Here is an 18,328-nt window from a genome sequence, read left to right as displayed (position 1 = left end):
CCGCCCCCGCCGTTCCCACTACGCGAAAGCACCCCCCTCATGAACCTCTCCGCCCGCTCCGTACGCCGCGCGTCCCTCGCCGCTGTCGCCCTGGCCTCCACCCTTGCCCTCGCTGCCTGTTCCAGCGGCGGTGACAAGCCGAAGCCGCCGCCCAGCACCTCGGCGAGTCCGGACGCGAGCGAGAACGACAAGGACGGTAAGAACGGCAAGTCCGCCGTCCACTGGTCCTACGAAGGCGCACATGGTCCCGACAAGTGGGGTGACATGGGTGGGGAGTTCGCCACGTGCAAGACCGGGCGCGAGCAGTCGCCGGTCGACCTCACGGCGGGCAAGGCGGGCGGAAAGCCAGCGTCCCTGTCCGTCGACTACAAGCCCGTGCCGCTGAAGCTGGAGAACAACGGGCACACCATTCAGGCCACGGTGCCCGCCGGCAGCAAGATCACCGTTGACGGGGCTCCATACGAGCTGCAGCAGTTCCACTTCCACCTGCCCAGCGAGCACACCGTCAAGGGCCAGGGCACCGCGATGGAACTGCACTTCGTCCACAAGAATGCCGAGGGCAAGCTCGCCGTGCTCGGCGTCCTGATGAAGGAACAGCCCGGAGCCTCCGCCTTCGCTCCCCTGTGGAAGGCACTCCCGGACCGGCAGGGCAAGACCACCCAGATCTCTGAGCCCGTCGACCTGAACAAGCTGCTGCCCGCCGGGCGCGGCAGCTATCAGTACGCGGGCTCGCTGACCACCCCGCCGTGCAGTGAGGGCGTCAAGTGGACCGTGCTCAAGGAGACCGTCACCGTCTCCCCCGAGGAAGCCGCCGCGTACCGCAAGCTCTTCCCCAAGACCAACCGGCCGGTCCAGCCGCACAACGACCGCGAACTGACCACCACGGAGCGCTGACACGGATTCGTGACGCGGACGTCTAGCTGTTGGTGCCGGGGGGAATCCATGAGAGTCGCGGCTGCCACCCCGCACAGTGCCTTGGAAACCGAGCGCGGCCGTTCGACTCAGCCAATCCGGAACACATGACCAGCACCGATCCCCCCTCGGCATCGCGTCGGGCAACCGGTTTTGGTGTGCCCCGCGTCGCCCGACGAACGGGTCACTGGACAGCGGCCGTATCGGCAGGAGCTCTGCTGCTCGGTGCTGTTGCCTACACGGCCTGGACAGTGGAGCTGCTCATACCCACAGGCCTTCGTCCCGCGTGCAGTTACGTCAGCGAGCTCGCGGCCGTGGACCAGCCCTTCGGCCACATCTTCCGGGCCACCGACCTGGCAGCCGGGCTGCTGATCCTGACGGGTGCGCTGACAACGCGAACCCTGCGCCTGTCGGGCCGCCGCCATGCGGCGGGCTGGGGCGCACTCGCTGTCTTCGGTTTGGCCACTGCGATCGACTCCTGGCTGCCCATGAGCTGCGCCCCGACCAGCGATCCGGCCTGTGCATACGCCGAAGCCGCCGGCCTCCTGCCCGCGGCTCACGCGGCCCATACCGTCAGCAGCGCTCTGGCCGTAACGTCGGCGTTGACCGCTCTGGTGCTGCTGGCCGCTCCCGCACACGATCGTCGGCAAAGGCCGTTGCGCGGCCGGGCCGGAACGGTGTTGTTGCGGGCTCAACTGGTCGCCACTACCTGGACACTGACATCCGCCGCTGCCTTCGTAGCAGGCGTCGGCAACTGGGCGCTCGGGTACGGACAGCGCCTTCAGGTCCTGCTCATCGCCGCCCAACTCACGCTGCTCGCACGGAGTGTCTGGCGCACCGGTCGACGCTGATCACTTCGCCTGGAGCGGCTGGCACGGAATCGCCCAAGCCACTTTCTCGTTCAACGACGGCGACGACCATGAGCGCTGAGGATCTTTGCCACGGCCTTCCCCCAGGCGGCTGGTCTGCGGGACGTGCGAGTCCTTCATGAGCAGCGTCACCGGTGCGCCGGGGCATCGGGTTCCAGTCCGGCGGCTGCGTCCGGTTGCGGGCCGCGTACGACGCGACGGCGTGAGGGCCGACGGGGAAGGTACGGGGTGTGGCTCGGCGGCGGGGCGAGTCTGCTCATGCTGATGGCGAAGTCCCGGCACAAGAAGGCGGAGAACGTACGGAAGTACTTCCACCCTTCCCCGGAGGCGATCGCCGAAGTCACCGGCCCGCTCGCGCCGGGCTGAGGCGGAGGACTGGTGCGGGGAATGCCATACGACGTCATCTGTGACGGCCGTGCAGGTCACTGGTTGTACGCGTGGCCGTCCGCCGGGCAGATCCCGGCTCGGACCCGGCGGGATGAGGCGGGCGTCTCGCCGTAGTGCCGGGTCTGCTGGGCAGCCGTCACTGACTCGGAACGGCGATGCCGGCTGCGCGCAGGCTCGCCTCGACCAGCGTGTTCAGCCGGGCGATGGACGGTGACTGGTCCTCCCGGTGGTGGTTGACCAGTCCGTACCGGGAGGCGGCGTCGGACTGGTTCCGAAACCCGGTCGGCATCGCCAGCAGCGCGCGGTTGGTCAGCAGCTTGTCGGCCAGCGCGGACGCCAGCTCCTCGATCCGCGGGTCGTCCGGATCCCAAGCCCTCGCATCCCAACCGCGCTTGGTCAGCTCGACGGACTCGGGATCGTCAAGCGAATGTTCAAGCCGGGTCAGGAAGCTGTCGAAGATCTCCGGGACCAGCGCCCGGGCCAGCACCAGAGCCTCCCGTTGACCAGCCACGTAGTCGGGGCTGAAGCCGAGTTCGGCGAGTCGGTCCAAGACCGCGCAGGCCCGGTCGGGCAGCAGGGCCCGGTCGCCGTGGTCGAGACGGTGCAGCCTGTCGCGGCGCGCGATCAGGTCTTCGATCCGTTCGGTGAGCTGGTGATGGACGTCGTCCAGGGTGGCGGCGAACGTCTTGGGATCGGCGTCGAGCAGGTCACCGATCTCGGCCAGCGGCACGCCGGCCGCGGCCAGGTTCCGGACCTGGACCAGCCGGAACAGCTCGCCCGATCGGTAACGGCGGTAGCCGGAACCGTCGCGATCCGGCTCGGCGACCAGGCCGAGCCGGTGATAGTGCCGCACGGTCTTGATCGTGACACCAACGAACGCCGCCGCCTGACCGATCGTGAGCCCGTCTGCCATCGGCTCAGCGCACCCCCAGATCGTGGACAGTTGCGGTCTCGCGAACCGCGTCGGCGACGGCTGGGAAGTCCGGACGATCCGAGCAAGGTCGACCCGGCCGCGGGCCGCGTCCTGCCCCCGCTCTGGGCCACCGACCCGCCTTCCCCGTGGGACGCGTTGGGGCCCCGGCCGGTTCATGACGGCGGGCTTCTCCAACTGGTCTTGACCGCGCTTCCAACGAGCCACAGCTGCACGGCCGTTCGCAGAGAATACGGTGATGGACCGAGGTTGACCGTTTGACTTCCGAACGGGGGCAGTTGGCCCCGGGCATTCCCGCGCAGCCCGGAATGCCGGCTTACGTCGTCGCGAGGCGCGAGGCAGATGAAGGACGGGGCGATGACTACGAGCAAGGTCCAACGCATGCTGGAGCGGGCCGTGGACGAAGGCGGTGTTCCCGGAATCCTCGCCGAGTATCGCGACGGCGAGAGACGCTGGTTCGGCTCGGCCGGGATGGGCGATACGGAAACCGGCCGCGAACGCGGCCCCCAGGACCGGTTCCGTATCGGCAGCATCACCAAGACGTTCGTGGCGACCGTGGTGCTGCAGCTCGCCGCCGAACACGCGCTGAGCCTCGACGACACCGTCGAGAAGTGGCTGCCGGGCGTGGTCCGTGGCAACGGCCACGACGGCTGCCGAGTCACCGTCCGCCAGCTGCTCGACAACACCAGCGGGATCTTCAGCTACACCGAGGACTACGCGGCGCTCCAGGTCCGCGACAGTTACGCCCCCTTGCAACTCGTCCAGATAGCCCTGTCCCATCCGGCCGCCTTCGAACCGGGCACGGACTGGGGGTACTCCAGCACCAACTACATCCTCGCCGGGCTGCTCGTGGAGCGGGTGACCGGCAGGGCGGTGGCCGACGAGATCGCAGAACGGATCGTCCATCCGCTCCGCTTGGCCGGAACGTATCTGCCGCGCGGCGATGACCAGACGATCAGCGGGCCGCACTCGCGGCACTACACCAAGCTGTACCTGCCCGACCCCGACGCCGAGATCTACGACACCACCGAGCTGGACCCGACCCCCTACTGGGCCGCCGGCGGCATGATTTCCACGGCCGAGGATCTCAACCACTTCTTCGGCGCCCTGCTCCAAGGACGGCTCCTCCCGGAAGTCCAGCAGCAGGCGATGTTTGCCACGGTCCCCACCAAGGGCTGGATCCCCGGCACTGCCTACGGACTCGGCGTCTGCTCACTGACACTGCCGTGCGGCACGACGGTCTGGGGCATGGGCGGCGCTGTCCTTGGATCGTGGTCCTACTCCTACGGCACCCGCGACGGCCGGCGCATGCTGACGATCAACACCAACGCCGACTGGGCCCACGGCGATTGGGACGATCCGATCGGCGTCTTCACCGACGTACTGGAGGCGGAGTTCGGCCCGGGAGATGTTCCGAAGGACGTTGCTTAGAGCACTGGTGTTCCTGGTCGCGGACGACCTGGGCGCAGGCGCCACCGCCACCGACGCGGTCCTCGCCACCCACTGAATCAGCGCAGACGCAGGGCCGGGCCCGGGCACAGCAGCCCGGGCCCGGCCCTGCGGCGTCCCGGTGTTCCCTCGTCGTGCAGCACAAGCTGACGGGCCCAGTACGCGATTGACCGGAAAGCACCGCCGCGCTTGAGGCTGGAGGCAAAACGGCTCGAAGACGGCTCGAACGCTCGCACCGAGCCCGGCCGCGCAGTGAAAGCTGCTGGGAGTGCTGCGCACGGCGAGGAACCCATCGGCAGCGATCCCGACGGAGGACGGATGGCCAACAACCTTGCGCGGGCCCTGCGTTCGGCCGCCACCCGACCATCCCTCGTACGGCGTCCAGGCTTGCGCACACTGTTCTTCTGTACGTACAGTGTTCTCTGCAACGTACGCCGTACGAATCGGGTGGGGGTGGGTCATGGAGGTGGAAGAGCGGCAACTCGCCGCAGCGCCCGGCCCGTTCACCGCTTTCCTTCGATTCGTCCTGTGCGGTGGCGGTGTGGGGGTCGCCTCCAGCAGCGCTGTGGCACTCCTCGCCCTGCTGCTGCCCTGGGCGCTGGCCAACGCACTGGTCACCGTTGTCTCGACGGCCCTCGCCACGGAGCTGCACGCCCGTTTCACGTTCGGGGCCGGTGGTCGTGCGGGGTGGCGTCGGCATGTGCAGTCGGCAGGGTCGGCGGCGGGTGCGTACGTGGTGACCTGCCTCGCGATGGTCGCTCTGCATGTGCTTGTGGCCTCGCCGAATGTGCTGGGCGAGCAGGCCGTCTACCTTTCGGCGTCCGGACTCGCGGGCCTCGGGCGGTTCATCGTGCTCCGGCTGTTCGTCTTCACCGACGACCACGACCACGACCAGCGACGAGACCCGCCCGGCACATCGGTCCACGACGGTGCGGACGCCCGTGCGGCGGAAGGTGTCCACCCACGGCCGGTCCGTCGGCGGGCCCGCGAATCCGCTCGGACGGGGAGCAGCGCGCTGCGAGGCCCCTCGCCGGGACGGGCGCGGCAAGGAAGACGCCGGCCGCATCCGGGCGTGGTCGGCCGACGGCGCAGACCACGAGGCCCTGTCTGCGCGCCCCGGAAGCGGGCCTGACCGGTCACGACCGGCACATCTGGATACGCGAGACCGGCGACCTCGGCCGACCGGAGCCGTCACCGCCCTTCACCCCAGTGGGAGACGACCATGTACACCAGCTCGCCGGACCCCTTAACGCCCCAGGACCGCCCCGCCATCGCGCGCCGGGCGATCGCCTGGTCGGTCGATTTCGCCCTCATCCTCGTCGCGGCGTACGCCATCGGCGTCTACACCGCCCACCAAATCACCGACGTGTGGAGCAACGCTCCCGAAATCGGCCTGTCCAGTTGGCAGATCATCACCGGCGACGGCAGCGCCATCAGCAAGGCGGGTCAGATCGCCACGTCGCTCTGGGACCAGGTGGTCACAGCCGTGATCCAGGGTTTCCTGCTCCTGGCCGCCACGACCTTCGTCTACCACTGGTCCACCCTCGCCGTCACCGGCCGCACCGTTGGCAAAGCGCTCGTCGGCCTCCGCATCACCCCGCGCACTCCCGCCCGTGCCGCCGCCCGTGCCGCCGTGACCACCATCGCCGACGTGGGCTGCTTCTCCTTCGCCTGCTGTCTGCTGATCTCCGGACACCCCGTCTGGTCCGTCTTCGCCTGGCTGGGGGCGGTGGCTGTCTTCTGGTTCAACGCCCTGTCGGCGTATTCGGGCCGCACGGTGGCCGACCGTGTGGCGGGCACGAGGGTTGTACACGCCGAGACGCCCGACTATGCCCCACCGACCACGACTTGGACTCCTCAGGCTCCGCAGAACGCCCCGGCCGCACCCCCCATGCCCCAGTACGAGCCCCAGTCCACCCCGGTTCCGTAAGCGCCTGTCCGCGATCCCGGCGCCTGTGTGGTGTGGGGGACGTGGCCTTGGCCGGTGTTTGACGGAAGGGCCACCGAACGCCGCGCACGCTCGCACAGCACAGGTGATCCGGCCCATCGCGGACCTCGCGCTGACGCTGGTTACCGAGGACGAAGGGCGGCCCATGGCGTTCTTCAACGAGTGCATCCTCCGCATCGACGGCCACACCGCTCGCGTGCGCTGCTGCCCCAAACGAAGCCACCGAGCCTGAACAGCAAGCTGAGGCCCGCCGAGAGCGCCTCCGTCCGACGTACGTTTCATGTGCGTTTCGACGTGCGGTTCACGTAGGGTGCGCTGCTGGAGGTGAGGGATGTGTCCCACGAGCAGGAGGGGCTGTTCGCTTCGGTCGATGCCTTGCTGGAGCAGGTCAACGCGGAGGACGGACTGCCGGAACCGGCTGAACGCAAGCGGCTTCGGAAGGCCGCGGGCCTGAGCCAGGAGCAGGTCGCCAGGGCGCTGGACGTGCGGCGGGAGTCCGTGACCTCCTGGGAGGCCGGGCGCACGGAACCCCGGCAGCCCCAGCGTGCCGCCTACCTCCGCCTCCTCGAAGGCCTTGCCGCCCGCTATCCCGCACCCTCGATCGCCGCACCTCAGCTCATGCCCGAGCCAGCCCCTGTCTCCGCCCCGGCCCCCGCTGCTACCCCGGCCCCGGCGGCTGCCGGGCCGTTGCCGACGGTACGCCGGGCGGCCGCGAAGAAGGCCGTCGCCAACTCGGCCCCTCCCGCCGTGACCGATCCCCGTTTCGCACACGGTCCGCTCGCCGTCCTGGACGGCGACGGGTCCGCCTACTGCGTGGGCGGCCTGGTCCTCGACTGCCCGGCCACCGACATCGTGTCCCTGGTCGAATGGGCGTTGAACGAAGCGAAGTTGGGTGCCTCGCGGCTGCACCGCTCGGGCAAGGACGCCGACCCGCTGGTCGTCGTCACGGCGGCCGCCGCCGAACGCCTCGGGCTCCCGGCCGTGCTGGAGGACCGGCGGGGCCTGCGGCTGCCGGAGGCCCACCCGACGGTCAAACGGATCACCAAGGCGAAGTGGAAGCTGACGAGGCGCGGCTTCGGGCCGTGGGCGCGCGTCTACCGCCCGGCGCGCTCCGGACAGCGCCAGTGCGTGCAGTTCGCGGTCCTGCCGTGGGGCGCGCTCGACGCCCGGGCCTGGGGGAGCGCGGACCGGTTCCCGCCGGCCGAACTCGCCCGTGTGCTGGGCAGTTACGCGACCCGTGTCATCACCCCGCGCGGCTCGACCGCCGTCTCGGGTCTGGAGCTGATGACCGCGCTGCGGCCGCCGACCCGCGCGGTGAAGGACCAGCGCTCCGAGGCATGGGTGTCCGGTCCGATGCCCGGTTCCCTCGCCGAGGCGGTCGATCCGGCGCCGCCCGAGGCCCCGGACGAGCACCCCGTCGTGGCCGCTCTCCACCCGCGCGGCCACCAACGCACCCCCGCCGACGTCCTCGACGAAGAAGCCTTCGACTGGATCCGGGACCCGCAGCTCCTCACCGACGCCGAGTGCACCCGGAAGTTCGCGGTCGGCATCGATGTGAACACCGCGTTCCTCGCCGCCGCGAACCGTCTCGTCGTCGGGCTCGGTGCCCCCGTCCACGTCACCGCCCCGGCCTTCGACAAGACGGTGCCGGGCTCCTGGCTGGTCGACCTGTCCGGCATCGAGCTGGACCCGCGCCTGCCCAGCCCCTTCACACCGGACGGCGTACGGCCCCACGGCCCGGCCTGGTACGCGACTCCCACCGTGGCCTACGCCCACGAACTCATCGCCACCTACCGGCTGCCCGTCACCCTGACTCCGGTCGAAGCCTGGATCCGTCCTGAGAGCGGGTCCTACCTCGACCCCTGGTACAAGCAGCTGAGTGAGGCGTACAAGGCGACGATGGCCGACCTCGGGATCGAATCCGGAATGGACGAACGGGACTTCCTCACCGCGATGGAGACCTGCAAGACCGGTGACCCGGGCATGGCCGCCGTCCTGTCCGCCATCAAGTCGACGGTCAAGGGAGGCATCGGCAAGCTGCGCGAGCGACCGCAGGGCGCGGGCTATCGGCCCGGCGAGCGCTGGCCCGCGCTGGAACGGCCGACCTGGCGGCCCGACATCCGAGCCGCCGTCATCTCGACCGCCCGCGTCAACATGCACCGCAAGCTCCTCAGAACGGCCCTGGCCACCCAGCGGGCACCGCTCCCCGACGGACACCTGCACCTCGCCGACGACGCCCTGCTGCCCGTCGCCCTGCTGTCCGACTGCGCGGTCTACTTCGCCGACGGGCCCGGCCCGCTGGACTTCCTGCCGCACACACCGGAAGGGAAACCGGCACCGGGGACGTTCCGGCTCGGAGTCAGCCCCGGCATGGTCAAGCACGAGGGCACCCAAGAACTGCTGTGGGCGGTGAAGATGCTCGATGAAGGCCACAACCCGGCCCGGCACATCAAGGGCACGGACGCCGCGATCGACGGAGAGTAGGCGACCTGGATGGGCATCCTCGGCGACAGCCTCGACAAGGCCGCGGCGAACACGTTCACCCGGCCGATCCCCAAGTCCGCCCAGGCACAGGTGAAGTTCCTGGTGAAGCAGGAGAAAGGCTCGACCCGGAACGTGGCTCGGCTGCTGGGCATCTCCCAGCGCACCGTCGAGCGCTACCTCACGGGCCAGATCAAGCAGCCCCGCACAGAACTCGCGGCCCGGCTCCAGGGCGAGGTGCGCAAGCGGTGGCAGCCGAAGGTGCGCGCCAGGGCACAGAAGCAGGCCGCCACCACGGGCGGCATCGTCATCGAGACCCGCGCCCGGTTCGGCTACACCGCCGCCCCGGGCACCAGCGACGACGGACGGCTGCGCCTCATCACGCAGGCCCTGCCACCGGCCTACGCGTCCCGGCTCTTCGAGGCCCAGGCCACCGGCGCCACCGAGCAGCAGCTGCGGGACATCGCTGCCGAGGGCCTCCAGGAGATCTACTTCAAGGACCGTGGTCGCCGCGCCCAGGGCCTCGTGGTCGAGTTCAGCGACATCGACTACGTCGAGCTCGACTACTAGACGGGCTGAAACCCGGTAGTGCCCGTACGGAATGCCGGTTGCCCCGGCGCGTTCGGTGTACGCAACATGCGAACGGCATGACTACGGTGGGCCGGTACAAAGATTGTTCGAGCGGGAGAGAAAGAGGACACCTATGGCTGGCGAGACGCCGATTCCCTCGGTGTGGACCCGTCCGCACCGACAGCGTGAACAGCTGAGCCGCGAGCAGATCGTGTCCGAGGCCGTGAAGCTGCTGGACACCGAGGGACTCGAGGCCCTGAGCATGCGGCGCCTCGGCACCCGCCTCGGAGCCGGGGCCACGTCCCTCTACCGGCACGTGGCCAGCAAGGACGAGTTGATCGAGTTGGTCGTGGACGAGGTCTACGGCGAGCTCGTGGTGCCGGCCGCCGAAGGCGCGACCGACTGGCGGAAGGCTGTCGGCGCCAGTGCCCACAGCCTGCGGTCGATGGTGCTGCGCCACCCCTGGGTCGCTTCCGTCCTCGGCCAGGTCGGACTCGTGCACCTCGGGCCCAACGTGATGCGGATGTCGGACCGCATGCTGGCCGTGTTCGAAGCGGCGGGCTTCGCCTCCGAGGAGGCCGACCAGGCCATGAACACCGTCATCGCCTGCGTCATCGGCATGACGACCAGTGAGGCCGCCTATCTGTCGATGATCGCCCGCAGCGGCAAGGACGAGCAGGAGTGGCTGGAAAGCCTGATGCCGGCCGCCGAACAGGCCGCACAGGACTACCCGCGGCTGCGCGAGGGCCAGGCCGCGCACCGGGACAAGAACCCGCAGGAGATCCGCGAGGACAACTTCGCGTACGCGCTGGAACGGGTGCTGGACGGCCTGGAGGTCCGGCTCGGCCACACCGGCGGTTAGGCGGCCGCCGCGCAGCGACGGAAGGGCAAGCGACTCTGATTCGTTCGGTCGCTTGCCCTTCAGCCGTCAGTAGTCCCAGGTCAAGAGCCTGTCCCTGCTGAAAAAGCGACTGAAGCGACTGACGCCTCCCATCTATGACACGCACACGCGCATGCGCACACGCGCGGGAATGTCTTCATAAATGGAGACCTCGGTCGCTTCAGTCGCTGAATGACTTGGCAAAACCCATCTGACCTGGTGTTTTCTAAAGCACTGGCGGGCAGCTACTCAGTCGCTGAGGAGCTGCCCGCCGTCAGTCGCTGCCCGGGCTCAGGCCTTGGGCAGTGTGATGCCGAGCTCGCGCATCGCCTCGGACTCCGGGCCGCCCTCGGACCGCTGGGTCTTGTACCCCTTGATCCGCGGGGCGATGGTGCGCGGATCGACAGCCTCCGACGGAGCTCCGCACGCGTAGAGCCCCGCGGGCTGACCGTCCCGGTCATGCGGCGCGAGCCAGAACACACGGCGGAGAAAGGTGCCGGACGCGCGGGAGGAGCGCGCCTCGGGGCCGAGCACCGCGTAGCCCACCATGCGGCCGCCCCGGTGGTAGGCAGGCTTGCCGCTGCGGGTGGGCAGCCGGTCCAGGCTCTGGCGCACGTAGTCCAGGCCGGTGATGTCCTCCAGCCATACGAGCCTGCTCTCGTGGGCGAGCTGCTCGGGCTCGATCAGGGCGCTCATGAGGTTGCTCCCACTTCGGTGTTGAGCCCGATTCCCGGGTAGAACTTCCGCTGATTCGAAAGAATCATGTCTTTGGGGGTGGCGATGCCGACAGTCTCCCGTACCCGGGCGGCGAAGGCTCTGGACGAGACGGGGTTGGCGCCCTCCAGCTGGCACCACTCCTTGTAGCTGTTGTAGAGCTGCGCCTGCTCGGCACGCCTGGCGGGTGCCAGCGTGCAGCATTCGCCCAGGAAGCGACCGGTGTGGTCCTCGGTCTCGGCATAGGCCGTGGTGGCGGTACGGACCCGCTGCGGGCCCGTGAGGTCCCGTGGACCGGTGAGGTAACGACAGGCGCCGGTGACCAGCCAGTTGAGGATGCCGGGACCTTCCTCGGTGACCAGGACGTCGGCGAGGTTGTCCACCTTGCGGTCGTCCGCGACGACCCGCTCGAAGGGGATGAGCTTCATCCTGCGCCAGAACGCGTAACCCCCGGTGCCCACTTCGGGACGGTGATTGCCCAGCAGCCAGAGTTTGTGGGTCGGGTTGAACCCGAAGAAGTCCTGACGCATCCGACGGGCTTTGATGCGGTCACCGCCGGTCAGGAGCTTGACCCGGGCCTCGTCGAACCGGTCGCCGGGCTTGAGCTCCGAGCACACGATGATGCGCCGGCCGTGCAGTTCCGCGAGGTCGGTGGGGTGTCCCTCGAAGGGGCGGGCCATGAGGAAGCCGGGCGGGGCGGCATCCGCGTAGTCGCCGAGCAGCTTGACCATCACGTCCAGCAGCACGCTCTTGCCGTTCTTGCCCTGCCCGTAGAGGAACGGCATGACCTGCGCGCCGACATCGCCCGTGATGGAGTAGCCGAGCAGTTCGTGCAGGAAGTCGATCATCTCGTGTCCGTCGGCGCCGTCGCCGAAGGTGTCGGTCAAAAAGCGCTGCCAGCGCGGTGTGGCCATCGTCCGGGAGGGGACGCTCGTGGCGCGCGAGTGGTAGTGCTTCTCGGGATCGGGCGGGGCGAGCGCGCCGGTGGTGAGGTCGATGACGCCGTCGGGCGTGCACAGGGCGTACGGATCGGCGTCCAGCAGGGAGGCGTTGAGGACCATGCCCGGCGCCGCCTTCGCCTGCATCAGCATGGCCTTGATCCCCGACGTGGACAGAGCCCGCCGCCGATGGCGGCGCAGCGCGGAATCGGTGTACCGCGCACGGGCGTCGGTCTCGGCGAGCGACTCGGCCATCTCGCCGGCCGCCCACAGCACGTTGTCGTCCTCGTCCATCTCCCAGCGGAATCCGGACCAGCGGTACCAGCCCAGACCCGGGACATGGCGGAAGTCCCGCCCGTACAAGGACACGAACAGCTTCGCGTTGCCCCGGTCGCTGAGGCTGTCGGGCAGCAGACCGTGCTCACTGGCCTGTGCTGCGAGCGGATCGGATGCCGCCTGTGCGGGTACGCCGTCGGCGGAGCCGAGCATGATCTGGCGGGCGACTTCGACCGGGTCGAACAGGCCCTCCTGGGGCGGTGGTGCGTCGTTCACGTACGGTCTCCCGGATTGAGCGGCCGTCGGCTGCCCGCGCTCATCCCGCTTCGGATGATCTGCAGGGAGCGGCGTTCTTGGCCGGGACGTGCATGTACGGCGGCAGCCAGCAGCGCGGACTCCGCGTCGGCGAGGGTCATGCGGCCGGCTCCCACCAGCCCGCCTGCGGTGAAGGCGGCGCGGTTGAGCTTCTCGCTGAAGCCCGCGCCCTCGGGAACGGCCGCGCATTCCGCCACCGCCGTCAGCACGGTGGCCAGGCTTCGCTGTGCCGCGTCGCGGCCGCCGCGCGCAGCGATGACTGCTGCACGGGCTCGTGAGGGTACAGGTGTCGCCGCTCTCGGAGACGTCGACGCCGGACGGTGGCCGGTGCGCTCAAGTTCGGCCGCGAGCCACCCCGGCAGCGGCGCGGGGCGCCTGACGGGCCGGCAGACGGCGTACGTGCCGGCGGCGGTCGTGGTGCCGGGAGCGATGATGTAGCCGCCGTGCGCCCGGACATCGACCTGCCACGCCAGTGCCCGCCGGGCACTCGACCCGCTGGAACAGCGCCAGACATGGCCGGGCCGCGCCGTGTACCACAGGTGCAGCCCCCCGGAAGGAGTGCGCACCCGCAAGGTCGAGTCGTCCTGGCTCGGGTCCTGGGCGCCGCGCAGGGCGGCCAGCAGGGCCAGGCTGTGAAAGCCGTGCTGAAGGCCCCCCAACGACACCGAGGCAGGGATGTGGATGCCGGGCAGGAGCCGGTCGGGATCCGGCAGCGGCGCCCGGTGCGCGTCCACGTCGATCACCACGAGGTTCGCGGGCCCGCAGGCCACGCCGACCCCGAAGCGGGGCTGCTCCGTCCACCAGGCCGCGATGCGGGACGGGTCGGTCGTCGCGGCGTGAAAGCCGTGGCACCAACGACCGGCGGCGATGCAGGGGCATGCCTGAGCACTGTGCGGTTGGTTCCGGCAGGTGTCGCAGTTGGCGGCCGGCGTCTTGCGTCCAGGGGCCAACGGGTGCACCGGCCAGCCCTGTTCAGCGCACCATAAGGCGGTGTCCAACGACGTCCCCGGTCTGGGCCGATCCTGCTCGATCGCTGTGTACCGGGATGAGTCGCTGTCAGAAATCCCCAGGCCAAGGGGCATCGATGGTTCCTTTCAGCGACCGAAGCGACTCAAGGTCGAACAAACTTCAGCACAGGCTAGCGGAGTGCATTCGAACGGTCCTGCAGTCGGCGCCCCCGGCGGGACGGCTGCCCGACACTCCCGATGCCCGAGCAGCCTCTCCCCTCGGTAGCGACCGAAGCGACGCTCGCCGCGTAATGAAGTCGTCAATATGCGACGGAATTACGGCGTCCATGTCGGCCGGGCTTCTTGACCGGCAGCACAGCCGTTCCCGTCGGAGCCAAGGGCCCGTTGAGCGCGGCTGTCCGCCCGCGTGAGGGCTGCCCGCGGCGCGGCGCCGGGGGAGGGGGTCAGCTGCTCGGCACGCAGCGAAGTCGGCCTCTGCCCAGCAGCCGTCCAAGTCCCGCTCTGTCAGCCGGTCAGGAACACACGGGAGATCACCGGGGGGTGAACGCTCGTCCTGGGCACTACCGTGGCTGGCGAACCGGGTTGTGACGTGAGAGGACGTTCCTTGGTGATGTGCATGCCGTTTCCCCCGGGCGTGCGAAGTGACGCTCCGCGGCTTGCAGGCGCGCAGAGCCTTGCTGTGCTGTGTCAGTTACCGGCTCTTCTTTTGTGGCCGCCGGTTCCCCGAGGCGTGCGCGCGATCCGTCCTCGGCTCGGGTAAACCTTCCTCCGCAAAATAAAGGGTAACCGGTCTGTTTGTCGAGTGACTGGCGAGTTCTCCTGGTACACAACTCAGGCCTGATCGCGGTCAGGCCTGCGTACTTCCCAAGGCCGGGAAGTACCACCAGTGCCGCAACGGACCGGTCCTCAGGAGCGGATGGCCGGGCCGGCTTCCGACGAACCCTCACCTGCCTCCCCGGAAAGCGGGATTGCCGCCGCCCGCCCGCCGCCCGAAGACCACCCGGTCTCACTGGCCGGGCCGGCCTCCTCGCTCATGCCCACCCCCGCCAGAGCCAGCCGCCAGACGCTTTCGAGCTGGGCGACACCGCTCCGCGCTGCCGCTCCTGCCCCAGGGCGGCTCCGCAGGAACGCCTCGGCGCCCGCCGTCAGGTACTGGACCAGCACCGTGACTTCCGCCGGGCCGGCTCCGCCCCGCAACTGCCCTTCGGCGTGGGCCTGGTCGACGAGTTGTTTCACGACCGGGAGCCAGACCTCCGGCCAGCCCTCGGCGCCCGGCCGCTCCCTGGAGAGCCGCACCGCGCAGCGGACGGGCGTCTCCTCTTCCAGCAGACGGGTGAGTTCAAGGGTCAGTTCGACGACCTTGTGCAGCGCGGGACCGGGACGGGCCGAGACCTGAAGCAGGGCCGCCTGTGTGAGCGCGCGGCCCTCGTCCATCACCGCGTCGGCCAGTTCCCCCTTGGTCGGGAAGTGGAAGGTGAGGGCGCCCAGCGAAATGCCCGCAGTCCCGCACACCTTGGCCAGGGACGTTCCCTCGTATCCCTCGCGGTCGAAGTGTGCGGCTGCGGCCTCCACGAGGACAGCACGCGTCCGCGCCGCCCGGCCCTGCTGCTTCGTCATGCTCGCTCCGAGTTGGGGTCGCCGATGGACGCGTGAGGGGCGCGCGGTGGCTCTCCGCGGTACTGAAAGTGTGCACTCTGCCCGGGCCCAGTTTCGACCACGCCTGAACAGGCCGCGGGCGCACGTTGCACCCATTCCCCTTGATTCCTTATTGCTTGCTGCGATCAGGGGAGTCTGAACGATGTGCGTCCTTGCGAACGGTGTTCCTGAAGCCGTACGCTGTTCCTCATAACGTATGTCGTGCGAATCGAAGGGGAGAGGCGGATGGCGACGTCAGCAACGCACCAACTTCCCGCGGTGCCCGGCCCGTTCGCCGCGTTCGCCCGATTCGCGCTCTACGACGGCGGCATCGGCGTGGCTGCCAGTGCCGCGGTGGCCCTGGTTGCCCTGCTGACGCCTTGGGCGGTGGCGAACGCGCTGGTCACCGCCGCGTCGACCCTCCTGGCCACCGAGGTCAACGCCCGCTTCACCTTTGGAGCCCGCCGTAGCGCCGACTGGCGCCAGCATCTGCAGTCGGCCGGTTCGGCCGTGGCCGCCTATGTGGTGACCTGCGCCGCGATGGCCGTTCTGCACCTGGTCGCGGCCTCGCCCGGCGTGCTGGGCGAGGCCATCGTCTACCTCTTGGCCTCCGGACTCGCCGGCATCGGACGCTTCGTCGTCCTCAGGATGTTCGTCTTCGCCGCCGGCCCGGGCCGGGAACGAGTCCGGCCCGGAAACGTCGCGGGCGACGACAAAGCAGTGACAACCTCCGTCCTGCACACGGCACATGAGGGGGAGCAGTGGATGAGGGTGGCGCGTCGTCCGCTCGCACACGCCACCTCGTCGCCGCGCGCCGCACACTGCCACTACCGGCCCCATCACTCCGCACGACCCGTCTCCTCGTCCGTGTGCGGGGGCGGAATGCGGTTCGTCGGTCTGGTGGGCGGGCCCTCCGCCCCGGGCGCAGGCGCCGCCCGGCCGGTGCTGGAAAGATCCGGCCGGGCCGGCCGATGACGACCCCGTGCTGCTGAACCGGGGTCAGGCGTGCACCGGTTCAGCGACGTCGGGCATCCGGTCGAGGTACTGGTCGACGCCGGCGCCGCTGGCGATGGGGATCGACGCGAGGACCTCGTCCGGCAGGTCGAAGGCGTCCACGAGCGTCAGCATGTGCGGGGCGAGCTCGGCGACGACGGTCTCGACCGCCCTGGGGAGCTCGCGTATGTGCTCGATAGCCAGGTGCCCCTCGGCGAGCAGGTCACCGGTGTGCTCGCGGAGCTGCTGGAGGAGGAACAGTCGGCACAGGCTCTCAAGAAGGAAGCGGGCCGTGGAGTCCGTCGCCTGCTCGGCCGCGGCGAGGAAGGCGTCGGTCGCCTTCAGGCGCGCATGTGCCGAGACCATCTCCAGGGCGGGGCCGGACGTCTCGTTCCAGCGCGCGATCGGGTCGCCGAACGGGCCCTGGCGCACCGCGATGCGGGCTCGTGTCTGCCACAGTGCTTCGACCTCGGCGAGAAGGCCGCGCAGGAAGTCCAGATCGGTCAGCTGCCGCTCGGCGGCGGGCCGGTCCGACAAGCCGTGACGGTCCGCCTGGTGACTGAAGATCATCTCTGCGGCGGCCTTCACCCAGATGACCAGGTTGTCGCCTTCGGCGGTGATGGTGCCTTCGACGTTGGCCTGCAGGTCGGCCAGGCGATTGACGTGGAAGAGGCCCTGGGCCCCGCACCGCTCCCGGCATTCGATCATGATGGTGCGGGCCTGCCAGGTGGTCCAGCCCTTGGCGACGGCCACCAGGCGCTCGGCATCCGCCTTGTCCGCAGAGGTGTGCTCTGACCACGCGGAAACGGCCGAGCGGTGTAGAAACGTCATGGCGTAGGCGGTGGCGAGGGAATGGAGCAGCCTGGCATGGTGGCTGCGGTGCGCGACCAGCGGTACCTGCTCGCCGGCTTTCGGGCCGCTGATGTGACGGCTGTGGGCGTAGCGCACCGCGATCGCGAGGGCGGTGCGGGACGCGCCGACGGCAGCCGCACTCATGCACAGCTTGCCTGTGGTGACACGGCTGATGGAGCGCAGGAAGCGCTTGCGCCGGTTGCCCACGTTGCTGCTCAGCGTTCCGTCGGGAGCCAGTTGCCCGTGCTCGGCCTCCAGCAGGGCCTCGGGAGGCAGCCGTACCTGGTCGAACGAGGTGAGGCAGTGGTCGACGGGGCTTCCCATCCGCTCCGGCAGCGGGACGACCGTGACCCCGGGCCGGGGGCCGGTCTCATCACTCAGCGGCACCAGGAACAGGAACACCCCGTGCTCCTGTTCCCCGATCACCAGGCGCGCGGCCACCAGAGCACTCTTGGGGCCGCCGGTCATGCTGGTGTTCGGCATGAACTTCCGCGCGCCCGGGGTGGGGGTGTGCAGGAGGAAGCCGCCGGTCACCGGGTCGAGGGTCGCGGTGGTCTGCAGCGCCGCGGCGTCGTTGCCGTGCTCCAACTCGGTGCACAGAAACGTTCCTGTCTGCTGCATCGAGGTGAATTCGGACAGATTGCGCCGGTAACCGTCGTGATCGAGGACGCTGCCCAGGAACAGGTTGTAGTGGATGCTCGCCAACGTGCACAGGCCGCTGTCGACGAACCCGGTCCACTCGTGCAGGCTGGCCAGTCGCCGGGGGTCGGACGCGAGTGCCTCGGCGTTGTCGACGGCGTCGTTGACCAGACGCAGACGGTGATACGAGAGGGCGGTCCGCGCCACGGCAGGGAGGCCGGGGCGGTAGGAGAACTCCTTGCCACTGATGAGCTTGCGCCACGACTCATGGACACGGTCCCGGTCCTGCTGGTCGAAGAGCAGGTGAGCCAGCTCGCCCGAAGCCAGGGCCCGGCTTCCGAACGGGGCCGGATCACTTGGCGCTGAGGTGATGGGGACCGTCTTCGTTGCTACGACGGCGGGCGTTTCCTTCTGGAACGTGAGCATAGCCATGCTCGGCACTCTCCCCCGTGAATGGACCCAACAATGGGAACTCAGGCCTCACAAGATACGTACCAACCGGTTTTTATTCAAGGGATTCTCTAGGGCTTGACGACAGGCTGACGCCGGGCCGGGCGCCTGTCGATTGAGT

At 69.4% G+C, this 18,328-nt stretch carries 15 protein-coding genes and 1 pseudogene; 10 read left to right on the top strand and 6 right to left on the bottom strand.

The window, feature by feature from the left end; genetic code table 11:
* The first annotated feature begins 39 nt into the window (after nucleotides 1-39).
* From ACSHXC_RS41550 to ACSHXC_RS41540, 3 genes and pseudogenes are all read left to right on the top strand, one after another.
* Nucleotides 40-894 carry a carbonic anhydrase gene (locus ACSHXC_RS41550; protein WP_438297393.1) on the top strand — a complete coding sequence of 285 codons (855 nt, stop codon included), beginning with the start codon at nucleotides 40-42 and terminating at the stop codon, nucleotides 892-894.
* A gap of 269 nt (nucleotides 895-1,163) precedes the next feature.
* Nucleotides 1,164-1,763 (top strand): DUF998 domain-containing protein, encoded by a 600-nt coding sequence (locus tag ACSHXC_RS41545; protein ID WP_438297391.1) that lies wholly within the window; start codon nucleotides 1,164-1,166, stop codon nucleotides 1,761-1,763.
* Between the two features lie 261 nt (nucleotides 1,764-2,024).
* A pseudogene (locus ACSHXC_RS41540) lies at nucleotides 2,025-2,147 on the top strand (site-specific integrase); the annotation flags it as partial.
* Between the two features lie 157 nt (nucleotides 2,148-2,304).
* Here the strand turns inward: ACSHXC_RS41540 and ACSHXC_RS41535 are convergent.
* Nucleotides 2,305-3,081 carry a MerR family transcriptional regulator gene (locus ACSHXC_RS41535; protein ID WP_438297389.1) on the bottom strand — a complete coding sequence of 259 codons (777 nt, stop codon included), beginning with the start codon at nucleotides 3,079-3,081 and terminating at the stop codon, nucleotides 2,305-2,307.
* A 375-nt stretch (nucleotides 3,082-3,456) separates the two neighbouring features.
* On the opposite strand from ACSHXC_RS41535, the gene ACSHXC_RS41530 reads away from it, so the two are divergent.
* From ACSHXC_RS41530 to ACSHXC_RS41505, 6 genes are all read left to right on the top strand, one after another.
* On the top strand, nucleotides 3,457-4,530 hold the full coding sequence (locus tag ACSHXC_RS41530) for a serine hydrolase domain-containing protein (RefSeq protein WP_438297387.1): 1,074 nt from the start codon (nucleotides 3,457-3,459) through the stop codon (nucleotides 4,528-4,530).
* A gap of 478 nt (nucleotides 4,531-5,008) precedes the next feature.
* Nucleotides 5,009-5,680 (top strand): hypothetical protein, encoded by a 672-nt coding sequence (locus tag ACSHXC_RS41525; RefSeq protein ID WP_438297385.1) that lies wholly within the window; start codon nucleotides 5,009-5,011, stop codon nucleotides 5,678-5,680.
* 90 nt (nucleotides 5,681-5,770) lie between these two features.
* Nucleotides 5,771-6,478 (top strand): RDD family protein, encoded by a 708-nt coding sequence (locus ACSHXC_RS41520; protein WP_438297383.1) that lies wholly within the window; start codon nucleotides 5,771-5,773, stop codon nucleotides 6,476-6,478.
* Between the two features lie 351 nt (nucleotides 6,479-6,829).
* Nucleotides 6,830-8,980, top strand: a complete 2,151-nt coding sequence (gene tap, locus ACSHXC_RS41515; protein WP_438297381.1) for a telomere-associated protein Tap — start codon at nucleotides 6,830-6,832, stop codon at nucleotides 8,978-8,980.
* A gap of 9 nt (nucleotides 8,981-8,989) precedes the next feature.
* Entirely contained in the window at nucleotides 8,990-9,547 is a 558-nt protein-coding gene (tpg, locus tag ACSHXC_RS41510) for a telomere-protecting terminal protein Tpg (RefSeq protein ID WP_438297379.1), read from the top strand.
* Nucleotides 9,548-9,680: 133 nt separating this feature from the next.
* The gene (locus tag ACSHXC_RS41505; RefSeq protein ID WP_438297378.1) at nucleotides 9,681-10,409 is read left to right on the top strand and encodes a TetR/AcrR family transcriptional regulator; all 729 of its coding nucleotides are present in this window, start codon (nucleotides 9,681-9,683) and stop codon (nucleotides 10,407-10,409) included.
* A gap of 309 nt (nucleotides 10,410-10,718) precedes the next feature.
* Here the strand turns inward: ACSHXC_RS41505 and ACSHXC_RS41500 are convergent, their stop codons facing one another.
* The 4 genes from ACSHXC_RS41500 to ACSHXC_RS41485 all read right to left on the bottom strand — a co-directional run bounded on the left by ACSHXC_RS41500 (nucleotide 10,719) and on the right by ACSHXC_RS41485 (nucleotide 15,255).
* The gene (locus ACSHXC_RS41500) at nucleotides 10,719-11,123 is read right to left on the bottom strand and encodes a DUF6009 family protein (protein ID WP_438297376.1); all 405 of its coding nucleotides are present in this window, start codon (nucleotides 11,121-11,123) and stop codon (nucleotides 10,719-10,721) included.
* Nucleotides 11,120-12,568, bottom strand: coding sequence for a DNA primase family protein (locus tag ACSHXC_RS41495; RefSeq protein ID WP_438297648.1), 1,449 nt, complete (start codon nucleotides 12,566-12,568; stop codon nucleotides 11,120-11,122). Before ACSHXC_RS41495 ends, ACSHXC_RS41500 begins: the two co-directional genes overlap by 4 nt.
* Nucleotides 12,569-12,627: 59 nt before the next feature.
* Nucleotides 12,628-13,629 (bottom strand): bifunctional DNA primase/polymerase, encoded by a 1,002-nt coding sequence (locus ACSHXC_RS41490; RefSeq protein WP_438297374.1) that lies wholly within the window; start codon nucleotides 13,627-13,629, stop codon nucleotides 12,628-12,630.
* 915 nt (nucleotides 13,630-14,544) lie between these two features.
* Complete coding sequence (locus ACSHXC_RS41485; RefSeq protein WP_438297372.1) at nucleotides 14,545-15,255, bottom strand: TetR family transcriptional regulator; 711 nt, start codon at nucleotides 15,253-15,255, stop codon at nucleotides 14,545-14,547.
* A gap of 264 nt (nucleotides 15,256-15,519) precedes the next feature.
* Here ACSHXC_RS41485 and ACSHXC_RS41480 point away from each other — a divergent pair, with 264 nt between their 5' ends.
* Nucleotides 15,520-16,248 (top strand): GtrA family protein, encoded by a 729-nt coding sequence (locus ACSHXC_RS41480; RefSeq protein ID WP_438297370.1) that lies wholly within the window; start codon nucleotides 15,520-15,522, stop codon nucleotides 16,246-16,248.
* Between the two features lie 24 nt (nucleotides 16,249-16,272).
* Here ACSHXC_RS41480 and ACSHXC_RS41475 read toward each other — a convergent pair whose 3' ends face one another.
* Complete coding sequence (locus tag ACSHXC_RS41475) at nucleotides 16,273-18,189, bottom strand: acyl-CoA dehydrogenase family protein (protein ID WP_438297368.1); 1,917 nt, start codon at nucleotides 18,187-18,189, stop codon at nucleotides 16,273-16,275.
* Nucleotides 18,190-18,328 lie beyond the last annotated feature (139 nt).

The sequence above is a fragment of the Streptomyces sp. HUAS TT7 genome (assembly GCF_051550175.1).
Classification (GTDB): domain Bacteria; phylum Actinomycetota; class Actinomycetes; order Streptomycetales; family Streptomycetaceae; genus Streptomyces.
This window is presented reverse-complemented; position numbering and strand designations above follow the sequence as displayed.

Bases quoted from the DNA above. Each gene is read 5' to 3' on its own strand.
- ACSHXC_RS41505 (WP_438297378.1), top strand. From the start codon at position 9,681: ATGGCTGGCGAGACGCCGATTCCCTCGGTGTGGACCCGTCCGCACCGA.
- ACSHXC_RS41525 (WP_438297385.1), top strand. From the start codon at position 5,009: ATGGAGGTGGAAGAGCGGCAACTCGCCGCAGCGCCCGGCCCGTTCACC.
- ACSHXC_RS41500 (WP_438297376.1), bottom strand. From the start codon at position 11,123: ATGAGCGCCCTGATCGAGCCCGAGCAGCTCGCCCACGAGAGCAGGCTC.
- ACSHXC_RS41485 (WP_438297372.1), bottom strand. From the start codon at position 15,255: ATGACGAAGCAGCAGGGCCGGGCGGCGCGGACGCGTGCTGTCCTCGTG.
- ACSHXC_RS41480 (WP_438297370.1), top strand. From the start codon at position 15,520: ATGGCGACGTCAGCAACGCACCAACTTCCCGCGGTGCCCGGCCCGTTC.
- ACSHXC_RS41520 (WP_438297383.1), top strand. From the start codon at position 5,771: ATGTACACCAGCTCGCCGGACCCCTTAACGCCCCAGGACCGCCCCGCC.
- ACSHXC_RS41475 (WP_438297368.1), bottom strand. From the start codon at position 18,189: ATGGCTATGCTCACGTTCCAGAAGGAAACGCCCGCCGTCGTAGCAACG.
- ACSHXC_RS41530 (WP_438297387.1), top strand. From the start codon at position 3,457: ATGACTACGAGCAAGGTCCAACGCATGCTGGAGCGGGCCGTGGACGAA.
- ACSHXC_RS41550 (WP_438297393.1), top strand. From the start codon at position 40: ATGAACCTCTCCGCCCGCTCCGTACGCCGCGCGTCCCTCGCCGCTGTC.
- ACSHXC_RS41495 (WP_438297648.1), bottom strand. From the start codon at position 12,568: ATGCTCGGCTCCGCCGACGGCGTACCCGCACAGGCGGCATCCGATCCG.
- ACSHXC_RS41535 (WP_438297389.1), bottom strand. From the start codon at position 3,081: ATGGCAGACGGGCTCACGATCGGTCAGGCGGCGGCGTTCGTTGGTGTC.
- tpg (WP_438297379.1), top strand. From the start codon at position 8,990: ATGGGCATCCTCGGCGACAGCCTCGACAAGGCCGCGGCGAACACGTTC.